Below are 22,514 nucleotides of genomic sequence, written 5' to 3' on the forward strand. Positions count from 1 at the left end.
ATGTTCAACGGGCCATGGTGCGCCGAGCCATCGACCGCCACAGGTCGTTGCTCGGACGCATCTGGTCCATCAGTTCACGCTCCCAGGCGTTCTCGACGGTGACTCCCGCCTCCGCACAGGCCTGCCGCGCCACGACGGTGTCGTCGGCGAACTGGTCGCCCCAGACCCCGTCCTCGCCCACGAGAACGATGCGCGCGCCACGCTTGCCGACGTACTCGATGACCGCCTTCGCCCCGCCGTGACCGGCGGCGAACGACCTGATGCCGGCCACCAGGCCGTGAGGGGCCTCGGCGGTCTGCTCGGCCGTCATCGTCGTATCGGAACCATCTGCCATGACGCGAAGCGTAAGCAGATTTGCACCTGGGCGGGCGAGAACCATGAACCTTTTGTGATGCCAATTACCCGCAGGTTTAAGACTCAACGAGAGCTATACGTCCGGGTTTGTACGGACATAGTCGGGCAAGTTACCGCCCCCAAGGGCTCGGTTCGGGCCATCCCGCGCGGTTCCGGGGCCCATCCGACGCCTACGGAATGTGACAAGAAACCAGGACAAGCCATACATGATGATGATTTGCCGGCACCGCTTCCGGCCGCCGGGAGCCCGGCCGGGGGCGCGCCCGGGCCGGTCAGCGCGCTCAGACCAGCGCGTCGAGCGCGACGGCGGCGAAGAGGATGGTCAGGTAGGTCGTCGACCAGTGGAACAGCCGCATCGGCTTGACGGCCTGCCCCCGGGCGACCCGCCGGGCGAGCCGGTGCGCCTCCAGCAGGAAGATGGCGCCGACCGCCACCGCGGGCACCGCGTATACCAGGCTCATCCCCAGCGGCCACACGGCCAGCGAGGACGCCACCGTCAGCCAGGCGAAGACGATGATCTCGGCGTTCACCCGGCGGGCGGAGGCCACCACCGGCAGCATCGGGATGCCGGCCCGGGCGTAGTCGTCCTTGTACTTCATCGCCAGTGGGTAGAAGTGCGGCATCTGCCAGAAGAAGACCACCGCGAACAGCGCCCACGCGGCCGGTGCCAGGGTGCCGGTGACGGCCGCCCAGCCGATCAGTACCGGCGCCGCCCCGCAGGCCCCACCCCAGAACGTGTTCGCCGTCGTGGTCCGCTTGAGCCACAGGGTGTAGACGACGTCGTAGTAGACGATCGCGGCGAGCGTGAGGCCGGCGGCCAGCAGGTTGGTGAACGCCGCCATCAGCACCACCGACACCGCCGCCAGCACCAGCCCGAAGACGAGGGCGCTGCGCGGGGAGACCGTGTGCGCGGGCAGCGGGCGGCGCTTGGTGCGCCGCATCAGCTGGTCGATGTCCCGGTCGATGTAGCAGTTGATGACGCTGGCCGCGCCGGCGGCGAGCGAGCCGCCCACCAGCACGACCGCCACCAGCCAGAGCGACGGCATGCCGCCGTCCGCGAGCATCATCGCCGGCACGGTGGTGACGAGGAGCAGCTCCACGATCCGCGGCTTGGTCAGCGCCACGTACGCCGCGACCACCGCGCGGACGTCCCGGCGAGCCACCGTCGTCGCCTCCGCCGCGGTCCGCACCGGCGGTTGGCCGGCGGAGTTGCTGACGGGGCGCTCGGTGATCATGCTCACGGATTGCCACCTTCCGGCGTCGGCGAGGGGGAGATCGGGTCGGTCGGGTCCGCAACGGTCCACACACCGCCCCACACACTACGCGTCGTCGTTTTGGCTGCCCGGGCGACCCGACCACGGTGCGGGCGGTCACATCGCGGGACGAACCCGCGACCCGCCCGAACACGCACGGACCAGCATGCGGAGATCCCCGGGCGGACGTTTAGGACCGCTCGATAGGGTCATCGTTGAGGGTTCCGCCCATCTGCCGAGGAGCACAACCATCGTGGCTGCCAACCGACCCGAGCACCCCGCACTCAACTGGTCCGACCTCGACCGCCGGGCCGTCGACACCGTCCGCGTGCTGGCCATGGACGCCGTGGAGAAATCCGGCAACGGCCACCCGGGCACCGCGATGAGCCTCGCGCCCGCCGCCTACCTGCTCTTCAACCGGGTGATGCGGCACAACCCGGCCGACCCGAACTGGCCGGGCCGGGACCGCTTCGTGCTCTCGGCGGGCCACTCCAGCCTCACCCTCTACATCCAGCTCTTCCTCTCCGGCTACCCGCTGGCACTGGAGGACCTGAAGTCGCTGCGGCAGTGGGGCTCGCTGACCCCGGGGCACCCCGAGCACGGGCACACCCCCGGCGTCGAGACCACCACCGGCCCGCTCGGGCAGGGCCTGGGCAACGCGGTCGGCATGGCGATGGCCGCCCGCCGCGAGCGCGGCCTGTTCGACCCGGAGGCCGAGCCGGGCCGGTCGGTCTTCGACCACGACATCTGGTGCATCGTCTCCGACGGCGACATCGAGGAGGGCATCAGCCACGAGGCCAGCGCCCTCGCCGGGCACCAGCAGCTGGGCAACCTCACGGTGATCTACGACGACAACGAGATCTCCATCGAGGACGACACCCGCATCGCCAAGAGCGAGGACGTCGCGGCCCGCTACGAGGCGTACGGCTGGCACGTGCAGACGGTCGACTGGCGCGCCGGCGACGCCGACCAGGGCGACTACCACGAGGACGTCGAGGCCCTGCACCGGGCGCTGCTGGCGGCGAAGGCCGAGACCGCCCGCCCCTCCTTCATCGCGCTGCGCACCATCATCGGCTGGCCCGCGCCCAACAAGAAGAACACCGGCAAGATCCACGGGTCGGCGCTGGGCGGCGACGAGGTGGCCGCCACCAAGCAGCTCCTCGGCTTCGACCCGGCGCGGACCTTCGAGGTCGACGAGGAGGTGCTCGGCCACGCCCGCACGGTGATGGAGCGCGGCGCCCGGGCGCAGCAGGAGTGGACGACGGCGTTCGACGGCTGGGCGAAGGCCGACCCGGAGCGTCGCGCGCTCTACGACCGGATGGCCGGGCGGATCCTGCCGGCCGGCTGGACCGAGGCGCTGCCGGAGTTCCCGGCCGACGCCAAGGGCATCGCCACCCGGGCCGCCTCCGGAAAGGTCCTGGAGGCGCTCGCCCCGGTGCTGCCGGAGCTGTGGGGCGGCTCCGCCGACCTGGCGGAGAGCAACAACACCACCATGAAGGGCGAGCCGTCGTTCGTCCCGGCCGTCCACGCCACCAAGGACTTCCCCGGCCACGAGTACGGCCGCACGCTGCACTTCGGCATCCGCGAGCACGCCATGGGCGCGATCCTCAACGGCATCGCCCTGCACGGCGGCACCCGCCCGTACGGCGGCACCTTCCTGGTGTTCAGCGACTACATGCGCCCGTCGGTGCGCCTCGCCGCGCTGATGAAGCTGCCGGTGGTCTTCGTCTGGACGCACGACTCGATCGGCCTCGGCGAGGACGGCCCGACGCACCAGCCGGTGGAGCAGCTGACCGCGCTGCGCGCCATCCCGGGCCTGGACGTCGTCCGGCCCGCCGACGCCAACGAGACGGCCTGGGCCTGGCGGCAGGCGCTGGAGCACAGCGACCGCCCCACCGCGCTGGCGCTGAGCCGCCAGGCGCTGCCGACGTTCGACCGGTCCACCCTGGCCGGCGCCGAGGGCGTGGCGAAGGGCGGCTACGTGCTGGCCGAGGCGTCCAATGGCAAGCCGCAGGTGATCCTCGTCGGCACCGGCTCCGAGGTGCAGCTCTGCCTGACCGCGCGCGAGCGGCTGGAGGCCGACGGCACCCCGACCCGGGTCGTCTCGATGCCCTGCCAGGAGTGGTTCTTCGAGCAGGACGAGGCATACCGGGAGTCGGTGCTGCCGCGCGGGGTAAAGGCACGGGTGAGCGTGGAGGCGGGCATCGCCATGTCCTGGCACGCCATCGTCGGCGACTGCGGCGAGAGCGTCAGCCTGGAGCACTACGGCGCGAGCGCCCCGCACTCCGTGCTCTTCGAGCAGTTCGGCTTCACCCCCGACCGGATCGTGGCCGCCGCGCACGCGGCGCTCACCCGGCTGGGCGACATCACCGGTTTCACGACCGGCAACTGAGGGGAGCGTGGACGGCATGACGGACAGGCTGAGTGAACTCACCGCCGCAGGCGTGGCGGTCTGGCTCGACGACCTTTCCCGGGTACGGCTGAGCTCCGGCGGACTGGACCAGCTCCGCCGGGAGAAGCACGTGGCCGGGGTGACGACCAACCCGACCATCTTCGCCAAGGCGCTGAGCGACGCCGACGAGTACGACTGGCAGCTGCGCGACCTCGCCGCCCGCGGCGTGGAGGTCGAGGAGGCCGTGCGGATGCTCACCACCTACGACGTGCGGTGGGCGTGCGACGTGATGCGGCCGTCGTACGAGGGCAGCGGCGGGGTGGACGGGCGGGTCTCCATCGAGGTGGACCCGCGGCTGGCCCACGAGACCGGGAAGACCGTGGCCGAGGCCAAGGCGCTGTGGTGGCTGGTCGACCGGCCCAACCTCTACATCAAGATCCCGGCCACCGAGGCCGGCCTGCCGGCGATCACCGCCGCCCTGGCGGAGGGGATCAGCGTCAACGTCACGCTGATCTTCGGACTGGACCGCTACTCCCAGGTGATGGAGGCGTTCCTGGCCGGGCTGGAGCAGGCGAAGGCGAACGGGCACGACCTGTCCAAGATCGGCTCGGTCGCCTCGTTCTTCATCTCCCGGGTCGACAGCGAGGTCGACAAGCGCCTGGAGAAGATCGGCTCCGACGAGGCGAAGGCGCTGCGCGGCAAGGCCGCCGTCGCCAACGCCAAGCTGGCGTACGAGCGCTACGGCAAGGTGTTCTCCTCCGACCGGTGGCAGGCCCTCGCCGACGCCGGGGCGCACCCGCAGCGGCCGCTGTGGGCCTCCACCTCGACCAAGAACCCGGACTACCGCGACGTCATCTACGTCGAGGAGCTGATCGCCCCCGGCACCGTGAACACCATGCCGGAGCCGGTCGTGCACGCGTACGCCGAGCACGGCGAGACCCGCGGTGACACCATCACCGGCTCGTACGACGAGGCGCGCGAGGTCTTCGCGAGCCTGGAGTCGGTCGGCATCGACCTGGCCGACGTGATCGAGACGCTGGAGCGCGAGGGCGTGGAGAAGTTCGAGGCGAGCTGGCAGGAGCTGCTCGCCGGCGTACGCAAGTCGCTGTCCGCCGCGGACCGGGGCGCCGGCCACCCGGGCGACGCCGCGACCGAGAACGCGCAGGCCGCGCAGCAGGCGGGAGGAAACGCGTGAGTGATCTGCTCGCCGGGGCGGTCGAGACGGCCGCCGGGCTCGCCGTGCACGGGGCCGACGCGGTCGACCGGTCGGCCCCCGCCTCGACCCGGGACGCGCTGGTGAACGCCGGCGTGCCGGGCAAGCTGGCCGCGAAGGACCCGACCCTGTGGGGCGCGGACGCCGAGGCCGAGGCGAAGATCCGCCTCGGCTGGGTGGACACCCACCTGCGCAGCCGGGAGCTGCTCCCCCAGCTCGCCGAGCTGAAGGCGGAGCTGGCCGACCTGGACCACGTGGTGCTCGCCGGGATGGGCGGCTCGTCGCTCGCCCCCGAGGTCATCGCCCGCACCCTCGGCAAGCAGCTGACGGTGCTCGACACCACCGACCCGGGACAGGTCCGGGCGGCGCTGGCCGACCGGCTGGAGCGCACCGTGGTCGTGGTGGCCAGCAAGTCGGGCTCGACGGTGGAGACCGACAGCCACCGCCGCGCCTACTGGCAGGCCTTCCTCGACGCGGGGATGACCGAGGCGGAGGCCGGTCGGCACTTCGTCGTCGTCACCGACCCGGGTTCGCCCCTGGAGGCCACCGCCGCCGAGATGGGCGCCTTCACCGTGCTCGCCGACCCGAACGTGGGCGGCCGGTACTCCGCGCTGACCGCGTTCGGGCTGGTCCCGTCGGCGCTGGCCGGGGTCGAGGTCGCCGAGCTGCTCGACGAGGCGGAGGCGCTGGCGCGGTCGCTGGGCGGGGACCGCGACAACCCGGGCCTGGCGCTCGGCGCGGCCCTCGGGTCGGCGGCCACCATGGGGCGGGACAAGATCGCCCTGATCTCCGACGGCACCGGCATCGACGGCCTCGGCGACTGGGCCGAGCAGCTGATCGCCGAGTCCACCGGCAAGGCCGGCGTCGGCATCCTGCCGGTCGTCGTGGAGTCCCCGCGCAGCCCGGGCGCCACCGGCGACGACGTGCTCACCGTGACCTACGGCGGCGCGCTCTCCGCCGGCGCCGTTCCCGGCGGCGGGGCCGACGCCGACGTGGCGGTCAACGGCCCGCTCGGCGCGCAGTTCCTGGCCTGGGAGTACGCCACCGCGATCGCCGGGGTCGTGCTCGGCATCGACCCGTTCAACCAGCCCAACGTCACCGAGTCCAAGGAGAACACCAACCGGATCCTCGCCTCGGGCCCGCCGGCGGAGGCGCCGTCGTTCACCGAGGGCGCGATCGAGGTGTACGCCCCGCAGGGTGCCCCCGGTGACCTGGCCGGCGTGCTCCGCTGGCTGGTCGAGGGGGCGGGTGACGACGGCTACGTCGCGGTGATGGCGTACCTCGACCGGTTCGCCGACGCCGACGCGGCCCGGCTGCGGCCGCTGCTGGCCGGCGCCGGCGCGCGGCCGGTGACCTTCGGGTGGGGGCCCCGGTTCCTGCACTCCACCGGCCAGTACCACAAGGGCGGTCCGCAGGTCGGCAGCTTCCTCCAGCTCACCGGGGCGGTCGCCGACGACCTGCCGGTGCCGGGCAGGCCGTACACCTTCGGGGAGTTGCAGGCGGCGCAGGCCGCCGGCGACCGGCAGGCCCTGGCCGAGCGGGAGCGCCCGCTGGTGCGGCTGCACCTGACCGACCGGTCGGCGGGCGTGGCCCAGTTGCTCGACGCGGCCGGAGCGTCGCGGGCGTGACGATGAGGAACGTGGACGACGCGGAGCGAGGAGGCGGCGTGAACCCGCTACGCGACCCGCAGGACCGCCGGTTGCCGAGGATCCCGGAGCCCTGCGCTCTGGTGATCTTCGGCGTCACCGGCGACCTGGCCCGCAAGAAGCTCCTACCGGCGGTGTACGACCTGGCGAACCGGGGGCTGCTGCCCCCGGGCTTCGCCGTGCTCGGCTTCGCCCGCCGGGACTGGGGCGACGGGGACTTCGAGTCCGTGGCCCACGAGGCCGCCAGGAAGCACGCCCGCACCCCCTGGCGGGAGGAGGTGTGGGCGCGGCTGGCCGGCAACATCAAGTTCGTCGGCGGCTCGTTCGACGACGACGCCGCCTTCGACCACCTCTCCGAGATGCTCGACGAGCTTCGCCAGACGCACGGCATCCCGGGCAACGCCGCCTTCTACTTCTCCATCCCCCCGGCGGCGTTCCCCGTGGTCCTCAAGCAGCTGGCCCGCACCGGGATGGCCGACAACGCCAAGTCCGGTGGCTGGCGCCGGGTGGTGGTGGAGAAGCCCTTCGGGCACGACCTGCCCTCGGCGAAGGCGCTGAACGACCTGGTCGACGACGTCTTCACCCGCAAGGACGTCTTCCGCATCGACCACTACCTCGGCAAGGAGACCGTCCAGAACATCCTCGCCCTGCGGTTCGCCAACAACCTGTTCGAGCCGCTGTGGAACTCCAAGTACGTCGACTCGGTGCAGATCACCATGGCCGAGGACGTCGGGATCGGCACCCGCGCCGGCTTCTACGACTCGGCCGGCGCGGCCCGCGACGTGCTCCAGAACCACCTGCTCCAACTGCTGGCGCTGGTGGCGATGGAGGAGCCGACGAGCTTCGACGCCGACGAGATCCGCACGGAGAAGCTCAAGGTGCTCCGCGCGATCACCCTGCCGAAGGACGTCTCCGAGGGCACCGTACGCGGCCAGTACCTGCCGGGCTGGGTGGGCGGCGAGCGTGCCGTCGGCTACCTGGAGGAGGAGGGCGTCCCGGAGGACTCGACCACGGAGACCTACGTGGCGGTCCGGCTCGGCATCCAGAACCGCCGCTGGGCGGAGGTGCCGTTCTACATCCGGGCCGGCAAGCGGCTGCCGCGCCGGGTCACCGAGGTCGCCATCATGTTCAAGAAGGCACCGCACCTGCCGTTCAACGAGGCCGACATGGAGTCGCTGGGCAACAACCAGCTCGTGATCCGGGTGCAGCCGGACGAGGGCGTGGTGCTGAAGTTCGGCTCCAAGGTGCCCGGCACCACGATGGAGGTCCGCGACATCGCGATGGACTTCCAGTACGGCGAGGCGTTCACCGAGTCCAGCCCCGAGGCGTACGAGCGGCTCGTGCTGGACGTGCTGATCGGCGACCGCACCCTCTTCCCGGACGCCGCCGAGGTCGAGCAGAGCTGGCAGGTGGTGGACCCGCTGGAGCACGCGTGGGCGGGTGCCCGGCCGGAGCCGTACCGGGCCGGCGAGTGGGGTCCCCGGGCCGCCGACGAGATGCTGGCCCGCGAGGGCCGGGCCTGGCGGCGGGCGTGAGCGCGAGGAGTGAGCCGGTTCTGCGAGCCCCGCAGTCGCGAACGAACGCAGGTGCCGTGAGCAGCCGCAGCGAGCAAACCAGGAGGCTCCATTGATCGGCCTGTGGGACACCACCGGCAACGAGGTGGTCAAGGCGCTGGCCGCCGAGCGGCGCAGCGCCGGCGGGGTGGCCAGCGGCATGGCGCTCACCCTGATCGTGGTGGTGGACGAGAAGCGGGTCCGCGAGGCGGAGGCGGCGGCGACGATAGCTGCCGCCGCGCACCCCTGCCGGCTGGTGGTGGTGGTCCGCTCCGACGTCGAGCGCGAGCGCAACCGGCTGGACGCGGAGATCGTCGTCGGCGGCCGGCTCGGCCCGTGCGAGGCGGTGGTCACCCGGATGTACGGGCGGCTGGCCCTGCACGCCGAGTCGGTGGTGATGCCGCTGCTGGTGCCCGACGTGCCGGTGGTGACGTGGTGGCACGGCGAGCCGCCGGTCGAGATCGCCACGGACTTCCTCGGGGTGGTGGCCGACCGGCGGATCACCGACTCCGCGCAGGCCCCCGACCCCATCGAGGCGCTGCGCCAGCGGGCCCGGGACTACGCGCCCGGCGACACCGACCTCGCCTGGACCCGGATCACCCCGTGGCGCACCCTGGTCGCCGGGGCGTTCGACACCACCCAGGCAGAGGTGACCGAGGCGACCGTGGTGGCCCCGCCCAGCGATCCGACGGCCGCGCTGATGCGGGGCTGGCTGGCCGCGCGGCTCGGCATCGAGCCGGCCGAGGAGCACAGCGACGAGTCCCCACGGATGCGGCAGGTGCAGCTGCGCTGCGCCAACGGCGACGCGCTCACGCTGACCCGGGACGACAGCGTGGCGACGTTCCGGCGTACCGGCCAGGAGGATCGGCAGTTGCCGCTCGTCCGGCGGCCGCTCGGCGACGAACTGGCCGAGGAGCTGCGTCGGCTCGACGCCGACCAGGTGTACGCGGAGGCGCTGGGCACCGCGGCCGGGATCACCGGCCTGGACCAGCGCCCGGTCCAGCGGGTGCACGTCTGGAAGGACCCGGCCACCGCCCAGCGGGCCGAGGCGGGGGTCGCCGCGCACGCCGGAACGAGCGCCGAGCACTGAGCGCCCCGATCCGGGCGCACGACGGAACACCGGCCGCGCGGGCGGCCGGAGAGATGAAGGCACAAGATGAGTGAGGCGAGTGTCGCCGTCCACGCCGACGCCGACCTGCTGGCCCAGGCGGTGGCCGCCCGGCTGGTGGTCAAGCTGCTCGACGCGCAGGCCGAACGGGGCCAGGCGTCGGTGGTGCTGACCGGGGGGCGGATCGCCGCGGCGGTGTACCGGGCGGTGGCCGCGCTGCCCGCCCGGGACGCGGTGGACTGGTCCCGGGTGGACGTGTGGTGGGGCGACGAGCGCTTCCTGCCGGCCGGCGACCCGGAGCGCAACGAGACCCAGGCCCGCGCGGCGCTGCTGGACGCGGTGCCGGTGGACCCGGCCCGGGTCCACCCGATGCCGGCCTCCGACGGCCCGGCCGGGCCCGACCCGGAGGAGGCGGCGGCCCGGTACGCCGAGGAACTGGCCCGCGCGGCGCGCCCGGGGCACGCCGCGCTCCCCCACTTCGACGTGCTGATGCTGGGCGTCGGCGAGGACGGGCACGTCGCCTCGGTCTTCCCCGAGCACCCGGTGCACCACGACAGCCGGCCGGTGAGCGCGGTGCGGGGCAGCCCGAAGCCGCCGCCGGTGCGCACCACCCTGACCCTCCCGGCCATCAACACGGCCGAGGAGGTCTGGCTGGTGGCCAGCGGGGCGGACAAGGCAGGTGCGGTCGGCATGGCGCTGGCCGGGGCCGGTCCGGTGCAGCTGCCGGCGGCGGGCGCGCGGGGCACCGGCCGGACCCTCTGGCTGCTGGACCGGGCCGCGGCCGTCGACGTGCCGGCCCGGTCGCGCAGCCTGCGCTGAGGTGTGTTGCGAGGGCCCTCTGCCGCCGGCGGGGGGCCCTCGCGTGCCCGTCGTGGGCCGGCTAGGTGGTGGGACGGCCCCGACGGCGACGCAGGTTGGCGAGGGCCTCGGCCAGGATGGCCGCTCCCTCCTCGGCGGTACGGCGTTCCTTCACGTACGCCAGGTGGGTCTTGTACGGCTCGGGGCGGGCGCGGCCCGGCGGGTTCTGCGCGTCCTGCCCGGCCGGCAGGCCGCAGCGCGGGCAGTCCCACAGCTCCGGCGCCTCGACGTCGGCGGCGATCCTGATCTCGGTGTGGTGGTCGTTGCGGCACCAGTAGGCGACCGTCCGGCACGGGGCCGGCTGGTAGCGCTCGGCGTGGCGGTCGGGCGTGGAGCCGACACGGGTGCCCCGGATGACGTTGCCACTCGGCACGGCTGCTTGCTCCTGTCGTCGGAGGGGATACCGCCGCGGAGAGGGCGGCGGGCGACGCGGTGCAGCGGGTGAAACGGACTGCGCGCGGCCCGTCGGTGACGGGCCGCGCGCAGATTGTACGACTCGACGGCGCTCAGACCGTGCCGCTGGCCATCTGGAGGCGGAGCCAGAGCCCGAGCCCGACGATGCAGGCGAACCAGACGATGCCCACCAGGACGGTGTAGCGGTCGAGGTTCTTCTCCGCCACCGAGGAACCGGCGAGGCTGGAGCTGACGCCACCGCCGAACATGCTCGACAACCCGCCGCCCTTGCCGCGGTGCAGCAGGATCAGCATGGTCAGCAGAATGCTCGTGATGACCAGCAACACGATCAACGTGTATGCGAACCAGATCGGCATGGCTGGGGTCAGTCCTCTCGTTACGATCCTCGCCCGGGCAGATCGGGCACGGTGGCACCGACCGACGGACGGGCGGAGTCAAGGATAGCGAGCGATCAGCGGGTGATGTGCTCCGGGAACCGGCAGATCTTCGCGAACTCCTCGGCGTCCAGGCTCGCGCCGCCCACCAGCGCCCCGTCCACGTCCGGCTGAGCCATGATCGCCGCGACGTTCGAGGACTTGACCGACCCGCCGTAGAGGACCCGGACCTGCTCGGCGGTCTCCTGGCCGAAGGACTCGGCCAGGCGCTGACGGACCGCTGCGCAGACCTCCTGGGCGTCCTCCGGGGTGGCCGTCTTGCCCGTGCCGATCGCCCAGACCGGCTCGTACGCCACCACGACCTTCGCCACCTGCTCGGCGGTCAGCCCCTTCAGGGCGCCGTCGAGCTGGTCGCTGCAGTGCGCCACGTGGGTGCCCTTGTCCCGCACGTCGAGCCCCTCGCCCACGCAGAGGATCGGGGTGAGCCCGTGGGTCAGCGCCGCCTGCACCTTGGCGTTGACGACCGAGTCGTCCTCGTGGTGGTAGGCCCGCCGCTCCGAGTGCCCGATCACCACGTAGGTGCAGCCGAGCTTCGCCAGCATCGGCCCGGAGATGTCCCCGGTGTAGGCGCCCGACGCGTGCGGCGAGAGGTCCTGCCCGCCGTAGCCGATGCGCAGCTTGTCGCCGTCGACCGCGGTCTGCACCGTACGCAGGTCGGTGAACGGCGGCAGGACCACCGTCTCGACGTCGGTGAGCTGCTTCTCGGTGAGGCTGGCCGCCAGCTTCTGCACCAGCAGGTTGGCCTCGAGGTGGTTGAGGTTCATCTTCCAGTTGCCGGCCATCAGGGGCCGGCGGGTGGCGCTCGCCATCAGTTCTCCAGGGCCGCGATGCCGGGGAGGGTCTTGCCCTCCAGATATTCGAGGGATGCGCCACCGCCGGTGGAGATGTGCCCGAAGGACGACTCGTCCAGCCCTAGCGCCCGCACGGCGGCGGCCGAGTCACCGCCGCCGACCACGGTGAACGCGTCGGACCTGGCGATCGTCTCGGCGATCCCGCGGGTGCCGTGGGCGAACGCCGCCATCTCGAACACGCCCATCGGGCCGTTCCAGAAGATCGTCCGCGCGCCCTTGAGCGCGGCGGCGAACCCGGCGACCGTCTCCGGCCCGATGTCGAGCCCGACCCGCTTGCTGGGGATGCCGTCGGCCGGCACGGTGTCGTGCGCGGCGTCCGGGGCGAACGCGTCGGCGGCCACCACGTCGACCGGGAGCATGATCTTGCCCTCGGAGCGCTCCAGCAGGTTGCGGCAGGTCTCGACCATCTCCTCCTCCAGCAGCGAGGAGCCCACCTCGTGGCCCTGCGCCTTGAGGAAGGTGAAGCACATCCCGCCGCCGATGAGCAGCCGGTCGACCGACGGCAGCAGCGCCTCGATCACCGCCAGCTTGTCGGAGACCTTCGAGCCGCCGAGCACCACGACGTACGGGCGCTCCGGCTCGCCGGTCAGCCGGGACAGGACCTCCACCTCGCGCAGCACCAGCCGGCCCGCGACGTGCGGCAGCCGGGCCGGCACGTCGTGGACGCTGGCGTGCTTGCGGTGCACCGCGCCGAACGCGTCGTCGACGTACGCGTCGCCGAACGCGGCGAGCTGGTCGGCGAAGGCGCCCCGCTCGGTGTCGTCCTTGCTGGTCTCGCCCTTGTTGAAGCGCAGGTTCTCCAGCAGCGCGACCTCGCCGCCGGCGAGCGCGTCGACGGTGGAGCGGGCGGACTCGCCGACGGTGTCGGTGGCGAAGCGCACCGGCGCGCCGAGCAGCTCGCCGAGGCGACCGGCGACCGGACGCAGGCTGAACTGCGGGTCCGGGGCGCCCTTCGGGCGACCCAGGTGCGAGCAGACGACCACCTTGGCGCCGGCCTCGACCAGCGCGCCGAGCGTCGGCAGGACGGCGCGGATCCGGCCGTCGTCGGTGATGTCCCCGGTCTGCTTGTCGAGCGGGACGTTCAGGTCGGCGCGCACCAGCACACGCCGACCCGACACCCCCTCGGCGAGCAGGTCGTCGAGGGTACGGATGCTCACTTAGGCCAGCCCTCCGTTCGTGACCGCGGGGCTCGCGAGCTCACTCCTCGCACTCACAGGGACTTACCGACCAGCTTGACCAGGTCGACGAGGCGGTTCGAGTAGCCCCACTCGTTGTCGTACCAGCCGACGACCTTGACCTGGTTGCCGACGACCTTGGTCAGCGGCGCGTCGAAGATGCACGACGCCGGGTCGGTGACGATGTCCGAGGAGACGATCGGGTCCTCGTTGTAGACCAGGATGCCCTTGAGCGGGCCCTCGGCGGCGGCCTTCAGCGCGGCGTTGACCTCGTCCACCGTGGTCTCCCGGTCGACGTTGACGGTCAGGTCGGTGGCCGAGCCGGTCGGGATCGGCACCCGCAGGGCGTAGCCGTCCAGCTTGCCCTTCAGCTCCGGCAGCACCAGGCCGATCGCCTTCGCCGCGCCGGTCGAGGTCGGCACGATGTTCAGCGCGGCGGCGCGGGCCCGACGCAGGTCGGAGTGCGGCGCGTCCTGGAGGTTCTGGTCCTGGGTGTACGCGTGGATCGTCGTCATCAGACCGTGCTGGATGCCGAACGTGTCGTGCAGGACCTTCGCCATCGGGGCGAGGCAGTTGGTGGTGCAGGACGCGTTCGAGATGATGGTGTGCTTGGCCGGGTCGTACTGGTCGTGGTTGACGCCCATGACGACCGTGACGTCCTCGTTCTTCGCCGGGGCGGAGATGATGACCTTCTTGGCCCCGCCGTCGACGTGCGCCTTCGCCTTGGTGGCGTCGGTGAAGAAGCCGGTGGACTCGATGACCACGTCCACGCCGGCGTCGCCCCACGGCAGCTTCGCCGGGTCCCTCTCGGCGTACGCCTTGATGGTCCTGCCACCGACGGTGATCTCGTCCGCGGTGGCCTTCACCTCGTGCGGGAGGCGGCCCAGGATGCTGTCGTACTTGAGCAGGTGGGCGAGCGTCGCGTTGTCGGTCAGGTCGTTGACCGCCACGACCTCGATGTCAGCGCCGGACGCCAGCACTGCCCGGAAGAAGTTGCGTCCGATCCGGCCGAAGCCGTTGATGCCAACCCGGATGGTCACAGGTCCCATCTCCTCGCGTTCTGGTCCGCCGGCGTAAGACCCGGGCCGGCGGAGGTGTGTGCGCCGACCGTGGAGCCGGCCGTTGACGTTACATCTCGGCCACCCCGCCGCGGTCCCGAACGACCTGACCGCCGGAGGCGGTGGGCACGACGAGGAGTGCCTGTGCCGGCCCCCTTGCCGTACGCAGCGACCCTATCCGAGCGTGCGCCGCCACGCTGCGGCGGGTGGAGATCCCGGCCACGGCGCGACGCCTCACCGTCCCATCAGACCACGAGCATGTCGGGCGTGACGGCCGCTTCCGTATCCGGGATGCCCAGGTCGCGCGCCCGCTTGTCGGCCAGCGCCAGCAGCCTGCGGATCCGGCCGGCGATCGCGTCCTTGGTCAGGGGCGGGTCGGCCAGCGCGCCCAGTTCCTCCAGCGAGGCCTGCCGGTGCTCCAGGCGCAGCCGGCCGGCCGAGGTCAGGTGGTTCGGCGCGTCCTCGGCGAGGATCTCCAGCGCCCGGGTGACCCGGGCGGCGGCGGCGACCGCGGCCCGCGCGGAGCGGCGCAGGTTGGCGTCGTCGAAGTTGGCCAGCCGGTTGGCCGTGGCCCGCACCTCGCGGCGTACCCGGCGCTCCTCCCAGGCCAGCACGCTGGAGTGCGCGCCGATGCGGGTGAGCAGCGCGGCGATCGCGTCGCCGTCCTTGACCACCACCCGGTCCACGCCCCGCACCTCGCGGTTCTTCGCGGTGATGCCGATGCGGCGGGCCGCGCCCACCAGGGCCAGCGCCGACTCGGGCCCCGGGCAGGTGATCTCCAGCGCGCTGGAGCGACCGGGCTCGGTCAGTGAGCCGTGCGCCATGAACGCGCCCCGCCAGGCCGAGACCGCGCAGCAGACGTTCGCGGCGACGACGTGCGGCGGCAGCCCCCGCACCGGGCGGCCCCGGACGTCGAGCAGCCCGGTCTGCCGCGCCAGGGCCTCACCGTCCTTGACCACCCGGACGATGAAGTGGCTGCCCTTGCGCAGGCCACCGGAGGCGAGCACGTGGATCTCGCTGGGATAGCCGTAGACCTCGGCGACCTCCCGCCGCAGCCGCCGGGCCACCGCCCCGGTGTCGAGTTCGGCCTCCACCACGACCCGGCCGGAGACGATGTGCAGCCCGCCGGCGAAGCGCAGCAGCGCGGCCATCTCCGCCCGCCGGCAGCAGGGCTTGGGCACGTCGACCCGACTCAGCTCGTCCTTGACCGCAGCCGTCATCGCCATTGTGCGTCCCCTCACGGACCTGTTCCGGCGTGTCGCCGGAGATTACGTACGTGTCTAACGATCGGCGCCCAGGACAGGCACCAGTGCGGCGCCCAGGGCGGCCGGATCATGACGGGGAGTGCCGTCGGTGACCGCGACGGGAGCGAGGACCAGGCGGGCACCCAGCGATTCTGCCGCACGGGCGACCGGTTCGGGGTCACCCACCACCTTGGAATCGGCGACCACCCGGTCCACCTTCAGCTGCGGCAGGTACCAGCGCAGCGCGGCCAGGTGGTCGGCCAGGGAGAGCCCGAGGGTCTCCTTCTCCGCGGCGAGGTTCAGGGTGACCAGCCGCCGGGCCGGGCTGGCGACGATCGCGGCGGCCAGCTGCGGCACCAGCAGGTGGGGCAGCACGCTGGTGTACCAGCTGCCCGGGCCGAAGATCAGCCAGTCGGCCGCGCCGATCGCGGCGACCGCCTGCGGGCAGGCGTCCGGCGCGACCGGGGTGAGCCGCAGCGACTCCACCCGGCCGGTCGTCACGGCGACCTGGTGCTGGCCGCTGACCGTGCGCACCTCGTCCGGGCGGCGCGGGTCGACGCCGCGCACCCGCGCCTCGATCCCCACCGGCTCGCACGACATCGGCAGCACCCGGCCCACCGCGCCGAGCATCGCGCCGGCGTGCTCCAGGGCGGCCACCGGGTCCCCGAGCAGCTCCATCAGCCCGCAGAGCACCAGGTTGCCCACCGCGTGCCCGGCCAGCCCGTCGCCGTCGGCACCCGGCCGCCCGCCGCCGACTGCGGCCGGAGCGGGAACGGCCCTGCCCGAGACGCGCGGAAGAGGCCCGTCCGACCCGCCGCCTCCGGCCGAAGTCGGGTCGGCGACGCGCGGCACCGGCACCTCGGCGAAGCGGTGCTGGAAGAGCCCCGCGCTGCGCCGGGTGGCCGGGTGGTCGCCGGCCAGCGCGACCAGCGCCTGCCGCAGGTCACCCGGGGGCAGGCCGCCCCGCTCGGCCCGCAGCCGGCCGCTGGAGCCGCCGTCGTCGCCGACGGTGACCACCGCCGTGATGTCCAGGTCCAGCTCGGGCGCGCAGCGGCGCAGGGCGCGCAGCGAGGCGGAGAGGCCGTGCCCACCGCCGAAGGCGACCACCCGCGTCGCCGTCATTCGCGCCCCAGGTCGCGGTGCTGCGCGTTGGCCGCCAGGCCGGAGTGGCGCAGCCGCCCCGCCAGCTCCTCGGCGATCGCCACGCTGCGGTGCTTGCCGCCGGTGCAGCCGACCGCCACGGTCAGGTAGCGCTTGCCCTCCCGCTCGAAGCCGACGGTGGTGGCGTTGACCAGGTCGGCGTACGACCCGACGAAGGCGTCCGCGCCCTCCTGACCCAGCACGTACGAGCTGACGGCCTCCTCCCGGCCGGTGTGCTCCCGCAACTCGGGCACCCAGTACGGGTTGGGCAGGAACCGGGCGTCCAACACGAAGTCGGCGTCCGGCGGCAGGCCGTACTTGAAGCCGAAGGAGAGCACGGTGACCCGCAGGCGGCGGGCGTCCTCGGCGCCGAAGAGCTCCTCGATGCGGCGGCGGAGCTGGTTGACGTTCAGGTGGCTGGTGTCGATGATCACGTCGGCCTGGTCGCGGGCCTCCTCCAGCAGGCCGCGCTCGACCGCGATGCCGTCGGCGAGGCGCCCGTCGCCCTGCAACGGGTGGGAGCGCCGGACGCTCTCGAAGCGCCGGATGAGCACCTCGTCGTCGGCGTCGACGAAGACCACCCGGGGCGAGAAGCCGCGCTCCTTCAGCTCCCGGATCGCCCCGGCCAGGTCGGTGGAGAACGCCCGCGACCGGACGTCCAGCACCATGGCCGTGCGCCGGGCGGCGCCACCCGCCTTGAACGCCAGCTCGGCCATGTCGAGCATCAGCGCCTGGGGCAGGTTGTCCACCACGTAGAAGCCGACGTTCTCCAGCGCCCGGGCCACGGTGCTGCGGCCGCCGCCGGAGAGGCCGGTGACCACCACGAGGGTGGTGTCGGACTCCGTCGGGGCCGGCTGTCCGGTCACCGTCGCGCCCCGTTCCTCGCCCGTACGTGCCTCGCTCACCCACTACCCCCCAAGCCGCGCCGCCGCCGGCAGCCCCGGCCGCGTGGTCAATCAGCGACTCTATCCCGCACCGCCCGCGCGTTGCCGGTGCGTCCCGCGCCGAGTCGCCGCGGCCGGCGGCGGCCCTCGGACGGGACGGGTCGCAGCCACGTCGCGAGAGTCGCCCTACCGACAGCGCGACACCTTGATGACGATCAGTGACCGTCCATACGCTTCGGGCTGTAGCCGCAGGTGGCGGCCGGTTTCAGGGAGGTGCGATGCACGATCTGGCGGAGAAGAACAAATACGTCGGCTTCCTGTTCATGAAGATCAACCCGGAGTACTTCGCCCTGGGCCGGGAGGGCATCCACGAGGTCTCCGCCGAGCACGCCCGCGACCTGGCGCGCTTCGCCAAGCAGCTCACCCACGTGGTCTGCACCGGGGTCAACGGCCGCTACGACCAGGTGACCATGGTCGAGGCGGACACCCTGGAGGAGATCAACGCGGCGGCCACGGCCTTCCGGATGGGCAGCAAGGCCCGCTACATCGAGATCGTCGACATCGTGGTCGGCATGAAGGCCCCGCCGCGCGGACTGGCGAGGAACTCCGCCGGGCCCGGCTGAGCGACCCGGGGCCGCCGGGCCGGACCGCCCCGGTCCCGCGGCCCCGGCCCCGCCGCCGGCGCACGCCCGCCACCCGTACGCCGACGTCCTGGTCGCCCCCCGCCACGGGCCGAGGGTCGACGCGCGACGCCGCCGGGGACCGGCCCACGGACCGCGCCGCCGCGACACACCGCACCCGGCCCATCCGGCGTCGACGGGTACGGGGCGGCGCGGGTGACAATCCGTGTCACCGCTGCCTCGTAGAATCCCCGGATGCCTTCCCCCACCGACCTGCGCTCCTCCGCCGCCCTGGAGGTGCTGCGCCGGGTCTTCGGCTACGACGCCTTCCGCGGCTTCCAGCAGGAAGTGATCGACCACGTGGTGGCCGGCGGCGACGCGCTGGTCCTGATGCCCACCGGTGGCGGCAAGTCGCTGTGCTACCAGATCCCGGCGCTGGTCCGCGACGGCGTGGCGGTGGTGCTCTCCCCGCTGATCGCGCTGATGCAGGACCAGGTCGACGCGCTGACGGCGGTCGGTGTCCGGGCCGGCTTCCTCAACTCGACCCAGGATCTCGACGCCCGCCGCGCGGTGGAGCGGGCCTTCGTCGGCGGCGAGCTCGACCTGCTCTACCTCGCGCCCGAGGCGCTGGGCACCCGGGGGGTGCAGCAGCTGCTCGACCGGGGGCGGATCGCCCTGTTCGCCATCGACGAGGCGCACTGCGTGTCGCAGTGGGGGCACGACTTCCGCCCCGACTACCTCGCCCTGTCGATGCTGCACGAGCGCTGGCCCGACGTGCCGCGGATCGCGCTCACCGCCACCGCGACCAGCGCGACCCGCACCGAGATCGCCACCCGGCTCAAGCTCACCGACGCCCGGCACTTCGTGGCCAGCTTCGACCGCCCCAACATCCAGTACCGGATCGTGCCCAAGCGCGAGCCCCGCAAGCAGCTGCTGAGCCTGCTGCGCGACGAGCACGCCGGCGACGCCGGCATCGTCTACTGCCTGTCGCGCGCCTCGGTGGAGAAGACGGCGGAGTTCCTCACCGCCAACGGCGTCGCCGCGCTGCCCTACCACGCCGGCCTCGACTCGGGCACCCGGGCGCGCAACCAACAGCGGTTCCTGCGCGAGGACGGGCTGGTGATGGTGGCGACCATCGCGTTCGGCATGGGCATCGACAAGCCCGACGTCCGCTTCGTCGCCCACCTCGACCTGCCCAAGTCGGTCGAGGGCTACTACCAGGAGACCGGCCGCGCCGGGCGCGACGGGCTGCCGTCGACGGCCTGGCTGGCGTACGGGCTCCAGGACGTGGTGCAGCAGCGCAAGATGATCGAGACCTCCGACGGGGACCTCGCCCACCGGCGCAACCTCGCCGCCCACCTCGACGCGATGCTCGCTCTCTGCGAGACGGTCCGCTGCCGCCGCGGTCAGCTGCTCGAATACTTCGGCGAACGGGGCACCGCCGCCTGCGGCAACTGCGACACCTGCCTGGAGCCGCCCGAGTCCTGGGACGGCACCGTCGCGGCGCAGAAGCTGCTCTCCACGGTCTTCCGCCTCGACCGGGAACGCAACCAGCGCTTCGGCGCCGGGCACTGCGTCGACATCCTGCTCGGCCGCACCACCGACAAGATCAGCCAGTACGGCCACGACTCGCTGACCGTCTTCGGCATCGGCACCGAGCTGCGCGAGGCCGAGTGGCGCGGCGTGGTGCGGCAGCTGCTGGCCGAGGGGCTGCTGGCGGTGGAGGGCGACTACGGCACGCTGGCCCTCACCGAGGCCAGCGCCGACGTGCTGGGCCGCCGCCGCACGGTGACGATGCGCCGTGAGCCGGAGAAGGTCGCCTCGTCCCGGTCGGCCAAGCCACGCGGGGCGGCCACCGTCGTCGCCGAACTCTCGCCGGCGGCGGCCGGGGTCTTCGAACGGCTGCGCGCCTGGCGGGCCGCGACCGCGAAGGAGCAGGGCGTCCCGGCGTACGTGATCTTCCACGACGCCACGCTGCGGCAGATCGCCACCGACGCGCCCACGTCGCTGGCCGAACTCTCCCGGGTCGGCGGCGTCGGCGAGAACAAGCTGGCCAAGTACGGCGAGCAGATCCTGGCCGTGCTGGCGGAGTGACCGCCGGCGGCGGAGCCACCCGGCCGGGTTGGTGGGCGCCCGGCGAAGCCACGCGGCCGGTGGGGTGCCCGGCGGAGCCATCCGGCCGGCCCTCGGCGCACGGGGGCCGGGGGTGGCGCGGTCAGTCCGCCGCCGGGGCCTTCGCCTCGCCGCCGAGCGCGGCCAGGATGGCCTCGGCGGTGCGCCGCCCCACGCCGGGCACCTCGGTGATCTCCTCCACAGTGGCGGCGGAGAGCCGCTTGAGCGAGCCGAAGTGCCGCAGCAGCGCCTTGCGCCGCACCTCGCCCAGGCCGGGCACCCGGTCCAGCGCCGACTCGGTCATCCGCTTGGAGCGCCGCTGCCGGTGGAAGGCGATGGCGAAGCGGTGCGCCTCGTCGCGCACCCGTTGCAGCAGGTAGAGCCCCTCCGAGGTGCGCGGCAGGATGACCGGGAACTCGTCGTCGGGCAACCAGACCTCCTCCAGCCGCTTGGCCAGGCCGCAGAGCGCCACGTCGTCGATGCCCAGCTCCGCCAGGGCCTGGGCCGCCGCCGCGACCTGCGGCGCACCGCCGTCGACCACCACCAGCTGCGGCGGGTACGCGAACCTGCGCGGCCGCCCGGTCGTCGGGTCGATCAGGGCGCCGATCCCCGGCTCGTCGGCGCCGGCCGCTCCGGCCGGGACGGCCGGGTCGTCGGCCGGCTCGACGCCCGCCTCGCCGGTCTCGGCGCGGGCGTCGAGATAGCGGGCGAAGCGGCGGCGCAGCACCTCCGACATCGCGGAGAGGTCGTCGGTGGCGCCACGGATGATGAAGCGCCGGTATTCGCTCTTGCGCGGCAGCCCGTCCTCGAAGACGACCATGCTGGCGACCACGTCGGTGCCCTGCATCTGGGAGATGTCGAAACACTCGATGCGCAGCGGCGAGGTGCGCATGTCGAGCGCCTCCCCGATCTCGTCGAGCGCCTTGCCGCGGGTGGTCAGGTCGCCGGCCCGGCGCAGCCGGTGCCGGGCGAGGGCGTCCTTGGCATTGCGCTCGACCGTCTCCAGCAGGGACCGCTTGTCGCCGCGCTGCGGCACGCGCAGGCTCACCCGGCTGCCCCGGTGGCTGCTGAGCCAGTCGGCCAGCGCGTCGGCGTCGGCGGGCAGCGCCGGCACGAGCAGCTCGCGGGGCACGTCGGCCTCGCCCTGCTCGCCGCCGTAGACCTGGGTGCAGAAGTGGTGCACCAGGTCGCCGGTGCTCAGCTCCTCGGTCTTCTCCACCACCCAGCCGCGCTGACCGCGCACCCGCCCGTCGCGGACGTGGAAGACCTGCACGGCCGCTTCGAGCGGATCGTCGGCGAACGCGACCACGTCGGCGTCGGTGCCGTCGCCGAGCACGACGGTCTGCTTCTCCATCGCCCGGCGCAGCGCGGCCACGTCGTCGCGCAGCCGGGCCGCCCGCTCGAACTCCAACTGCTCGCTGGCCTCGGTCATCTCCCGTTCGAGCCTGCGGACCATGGAGTCCGTGCGGCCGGCCATGAACTCGCAGAAGCCGTCGACGATCTCCCGGTGCCCCTCGGCGGTGACGCTGCCGACGCAGGGGGCCGAGCACTTGCCGATGTAGCCCAGCAGGCAGGGGCGCCCGACCTGGCCGGCCCGCTTGAACACCCCGGCCGAGCAGGTGCGCGCCGGGAAGACCCGCAGCAGCAGGTCGAGCGTCTCGCGGATCGCCCAGGCGTGCGAGTAGGGACCGAAGTAGCGCACGCCCTTGCGCTTGGCGCCCCGCATCACCTGCAGCCGGGGGAACTCCTCGTCGAGGGTGACGGCGAGGTAGGGGTAGGACTTGTCGTCGCGGTAGCGGACGTTGAAGCGCGGGTCGTACTGCTTGATCCAGGTATATTCGAGCTGGAGCGCCTCGACCTCGGTGCCGACCGTGACCCAGTCCACCGACTCGGCGGTGGTGACCATCTGCTGGGTGCGCTGGTGCAGGCCCCACAGGTCGGCGAAGTAGGAGTTGAGCCGGCTGCGCAGGTTCTTCGCCTTGCCGACGTAGATCACCCGGCCGGTGCCGTCGCGGAAGCGGTAGACCCCCGGTGCCTCCGGGATGGTGCCGGGTGCGGGGCGGTAGGTCGAGGGGTCAGCCACGGCAGCAAGCCTAGTCCGCGCCTCCGACAGCCCCGGCACGCCGCGGCCGCCGCCCCGCCCGCACGCGGACCCCGCCGGTGTTATTCCGGTGCCGCCGGGAGGGCTCCCGGCTAGCATCCGCC

Annotated in this window: 19 protein-coding genes; 8 read left to right on the forward strand and 11 right to left on the reverse strand. The window is 73.0% G+C overall.

The window, feature by feature from the left end:
• Positions 1-4: 4 nt before the first annotated feature.
• Together V6V16_RS11470 and V6V16_RS11475 are read right to left on the reverse strand one after the other, a co-directional pair.
• Positions 5-334 carry a hypothetical protein gene (locus V6V16_RS11470; protein ID WP_334561964.1) on the reverse strand — a complete coding sequence of 110 codons (330 nt, stop codon included), beginning with the start codon at positions 332-334 and terminating at the stop codon, positions 5-7.
• 301 nt (positions 335-635) lie between these two features.
• On the reverse strand, positions 636-1,595 hold the full coding sequence (locus V6V16_RS11475; protein WP_334561965.1) for a heme o synthase: 960 nt from the start codon (positions 1,593-1,595) through the stop codon (positions 636-638).
• Between the two features lie 265 nt (positions 1,596-1,860).
• Between V6V16_RS11475 and tkt the strand changes: the two genes are divergently transcribed.
• The 6 genes from tkt to pgl all read left to right on the forward strand — a co-directional run bounded on the left by tkt (position 1,861) and on the right by pgl (position 10,338).
• Complete coding sequence (gene tkt / locus V6V16_RS11480) at positions 1,861-3,999, forward strand: transketolase (RefSeq protein ID WP_334561966.1); 2,139 nt, start codon at positions 1,861-1,863, stop codon at positions 3,997-3,999.
• Between the two features lie 16 nt (positions 4,000-4,015).
• Positions 4,016-5,194: a transaldolase gene (gene tal / locus V6V16_RS11485; RefSeq protein ID WP_334561967.1), complete on the forward strand. Its 1,179-nt coding sequence runs from the start codon at positions 4,016-4,018 to the stop codon at positions 5,192-5,194.
• Positions 5,191-6,840 carry a glucose-6-phosphate isomerase gene (locus V6V16_RS11490; protein WP_334561968.1) on the forward strand — a complete coding sequence of 550 codons (1,650 nt, stop codon included), beginning with the start codon at positions 5,191-5,193 and terminating at the stop codon, positions 6,838-6,840. Before tal ends, V6V16_RS11490 begins: the two co-directional genes overlap by 4 nt.
• 2 nt (positions 6,841-6,842) lie before the next feature.
• Positions 6,843-8,393 (forward strand): glucose-6-phosphate dehydrogenase, encoded by a 1,551-nt coding sequence (zwf, locus tag V6V16_RS11495; protein WP_334562010.1) that lies wholly within the window; start codon positions 6,843-6,845, stop codon positions 8,391-8,393.
• A 91-nt stretch (positions 8,394-8,484) separates the two neighbouring features.
• Positions 8,485-9,501, forward strand: a complete 1,017-nt coding sequence (locus V6V16_RS11500; RefSeq protein WP_334561969.1) for a glucose-6-phosphate dehydrogenase assembly protein OpcA — start codon at positions 8,485-8,487, stop codon at positions 9,499-9,501.
• Positions 9,502-9,567: 66 nt separating this feature from the next.
• A complete protein-coding gene (pgl, locus tag V6V16_RS11505; RefSeq protein WP_334561970.1) occupies positions 9,568-10,338 on the forward strand; it encodes a 6-phosphogluconolactonase in 771 nt (256 codons plus the stop codon).
• A gap of 61 nt (positions 10,339-10,399) precedes the next feature.
• On the opposite strand, the gene V6V16_RS11510 is transcribed toward pgl, so the two are convergent.
• The 8 genes from V6V16_RS11510 to rapZ form a co-directional block, all read right to left on the reverse strand.
• The gene (locus V6V16_RS11510) at positions 10,400-10,750 is read right to left on the reverse strand and encodes an RNA polymerase-binding protein RbpA (RefSeq protein ID WP_334561971.1); all 351 of its coding nucleotides are present in this window, start codon (positions 10,748-10,750) and stop codon (positions 10,400-10,402) included.
• Between the two features lie 133 nt (positions 10,751-10,883).
• Positions 10,884-11,147, reverse strand: coding sequence for a preprotein translocase subunit SecG (secG, locus tag V6V16_RS11515; RefSeq protein WP_121400676.1), 264 nt, complete (start codon positions 11,145-11,147; stop codon positions 10,884-10,886).
• 95 nt (positions 11,148-11,242) lie between these two features.
• Positions 11,243-12,034, reverse strand: coding sequence for a triose-phosphate isomerase (gene tpiA, locus V6V16_RS11520; protein ID WP_334561972.1), 792 nt, complete (start codon positions 12,032-12,034; stop codon positions 11,243-11,245).
• Positions 12,034-13,233, reverse strand: coding sequence for a phosphoglycerate kinase (locus V6V16_RS11525; protein ID WP_334561973.1), 1,200 nt, complete (start codon positions 13,231-13,233; stop codon positions 12,034-12,036). Before V6V16_RS11525 ends, tpiA begins: the two co-directional genes overlap by 1 nt.
• Positions 13,234-13,286: 53 nt before the next feature.
• On the reverse strand, positions 13,287-14,291 hold the full coding sequence (gene gap, locus V6V16_RS11530) for a type I glyceraldehyde-3-phosphate dehydrogenase (RefSeq protein WP_334561974.1): 1,005 nt from the start codon (positions 14,289-14,291) through the stop codon (positions 13,287-13,289).
• Positions 14,292-14,554: 263 nt separating this feature from the next.
• Positions 14,555-15,535, reverse strand: a complete 981-nt coding sequence (gene whiA / locus V6V16_RS11535) for a DNA-binding protein WhiA (protein ID WP_210776688.1) — start codon at positions 15,533-15,535, stop codon at positions 14,555-14,557.
• Between the two features lie 54 nt (positions 15,536-15,589).
• Complete coding sequence (locus V6V16_RS11540) at positions 15,590-16,675, reverse strand: gluconeogenesis factor YvcK family protein (RefSeq protein WP_334561975.1); 1,086 nt, start codon at positions 16,673-16,675, stop codon at positions 15,590-15,592.
• Positions 16,672-17,559 carry an RNase adapter RapZ gene (rapZ, locus tag V6V16_RS11545; protein WP_442934064.1) on the reverse strand — a complete coding sequence of 296 codons (888 nt, stop codon included), beginning with the start codon at positions 17,557-17,559 and terminating at the stop codon, positions 16,672-16,674. Before rapZ ends, V6V16_RS11540 begins: the two co-directional genes overlap by 4 nt.
• 296 nt (positions 17,560-17,855) lie before the next feature.
• Here rapZ and V6V16_RS11550 point away from each other — a divergent pair, with 296 nt between their 5' ends.
• Both V6V16_RS11550 and recQ read left to right on the forward strand, forming a co-directional pair.
• A complete protein-coding gene (locus V6V16_RS11550) occupies positions 17,856-18,200 on the forward strand; it encodes a hypothetical protein (protein ID WP_334561977.1) in 345 nt (114 codons plus the stop codon).
• Between the two features lie 252 nt (positions 18,201-18,452).
• The gene (gene recQ / locus V6V16_RS11555) at positions 18,453-20,291 is read left to right on the forward strand and encodes a DNA helicase RecQ (RefSeq protein ID WP_334561978.1); all 1,839 of its coding nucleotides are present in this window, start codon (positions 18,453-18,455) and stop codon (positions 20,289-20,291) included.
• A gap of 121 nt (positions 20,292-20,412) precedes the next feature.
• Here the strand turns inward: recQ and uvrC are convergent, their stop codons facing one another.
• Positions 20,413-22,392, reverse strand: a complete 1,980-nt coding sequence (uvrC, locus tag V6V16_RS11560; RefSeq protein ID WP_334561979.1) for an excinuclease ABC subunit UvrC — start codon at positions 22,390-22,392, stop codon at positions 20,413-20,415.
• Positions 22,393-22,514 lie beyond the last annotated feature (122 nt).

The organism is Micromonospora sp. CPCC 205561 (assembly GCF_036906775.1).
Lineage (GTDB): Bacteria > Actinomycetota > Actinomycetes > Mycobacteriales > Micromonosporaceae > Micromonospora.

Excerpts from the sequence above, each read along its gene's own strand:
- V6V16_RS11470 (WP_334561964.1), bottom strand. The coding sequence starts at position 334 with ATGGCAGATGGTTCCGATACGACGATGACGGCCGAGCAGACCGCCGAG.
- tal (WP_334561967.1), top strand. The coding sequence starts at position 4,016 with ATGACGGACAGGCTGAGTGAACTCACCGCCGCAGGCGTGGCGGTCTGG.
- zwf (WP_334562010.1), top strand. The coding sequence starts at position 6,843 with ATGAGGAACGTGGACGACGCGGAGCGAGGAGGCGGCGTGAACCCGCTA.
- pgl (WP_334561970.1), top strand. The coding sequence starts at position 9,568 with ATGAGTGAGGCGAGTGTCGCCGTCCACGCCGACGCCGACCTGCTGGCC.
- secG (WP_121400676.1), bottom strand. The coding sequence starts at position 11,147 with ATGCCGATCTGGTTCGCATACACGTTGATCGTGTTGCTGGTCATCACG.
- tpiA (WP_334561972.1), bottom strand. The coding sequence starts at position 12,034 with ATGGCGAGCGCCACCCGCCGGCCCCTGATGGCCGGCAACTGGAAGATG.
- whiA (WP_210776688.1), bottom strand. The coding sequence starts at position 15,535 with ATGGCGATGACGGCTGCGGTCAAGGACGAGCTGAGTCGGGTCGACGTG.
- V6V16_RS11540 (WP_334561975.1), bottom strand. The coding sequence starts at position 16,675 with ATGACGGCGACGCGGGTGGTCGCCTTCGGCGGTGGGCACGGCCTCTCC.
- V6V16_RS11550 (WP_334561977.1), top strand. The coding sequence starts at position 17,856 with ATGCACGATCTGGCGGAGAAGAACAAATACGTCGGCTTCCTGTTCATG.
- recQ (WP_334561978.1), top strand. The coding sequence starts at position 18,453 with ATGCCTTCCCCCACCGACCTGCGCTCCTCCGCCGCCCTGGAGGTGCTG.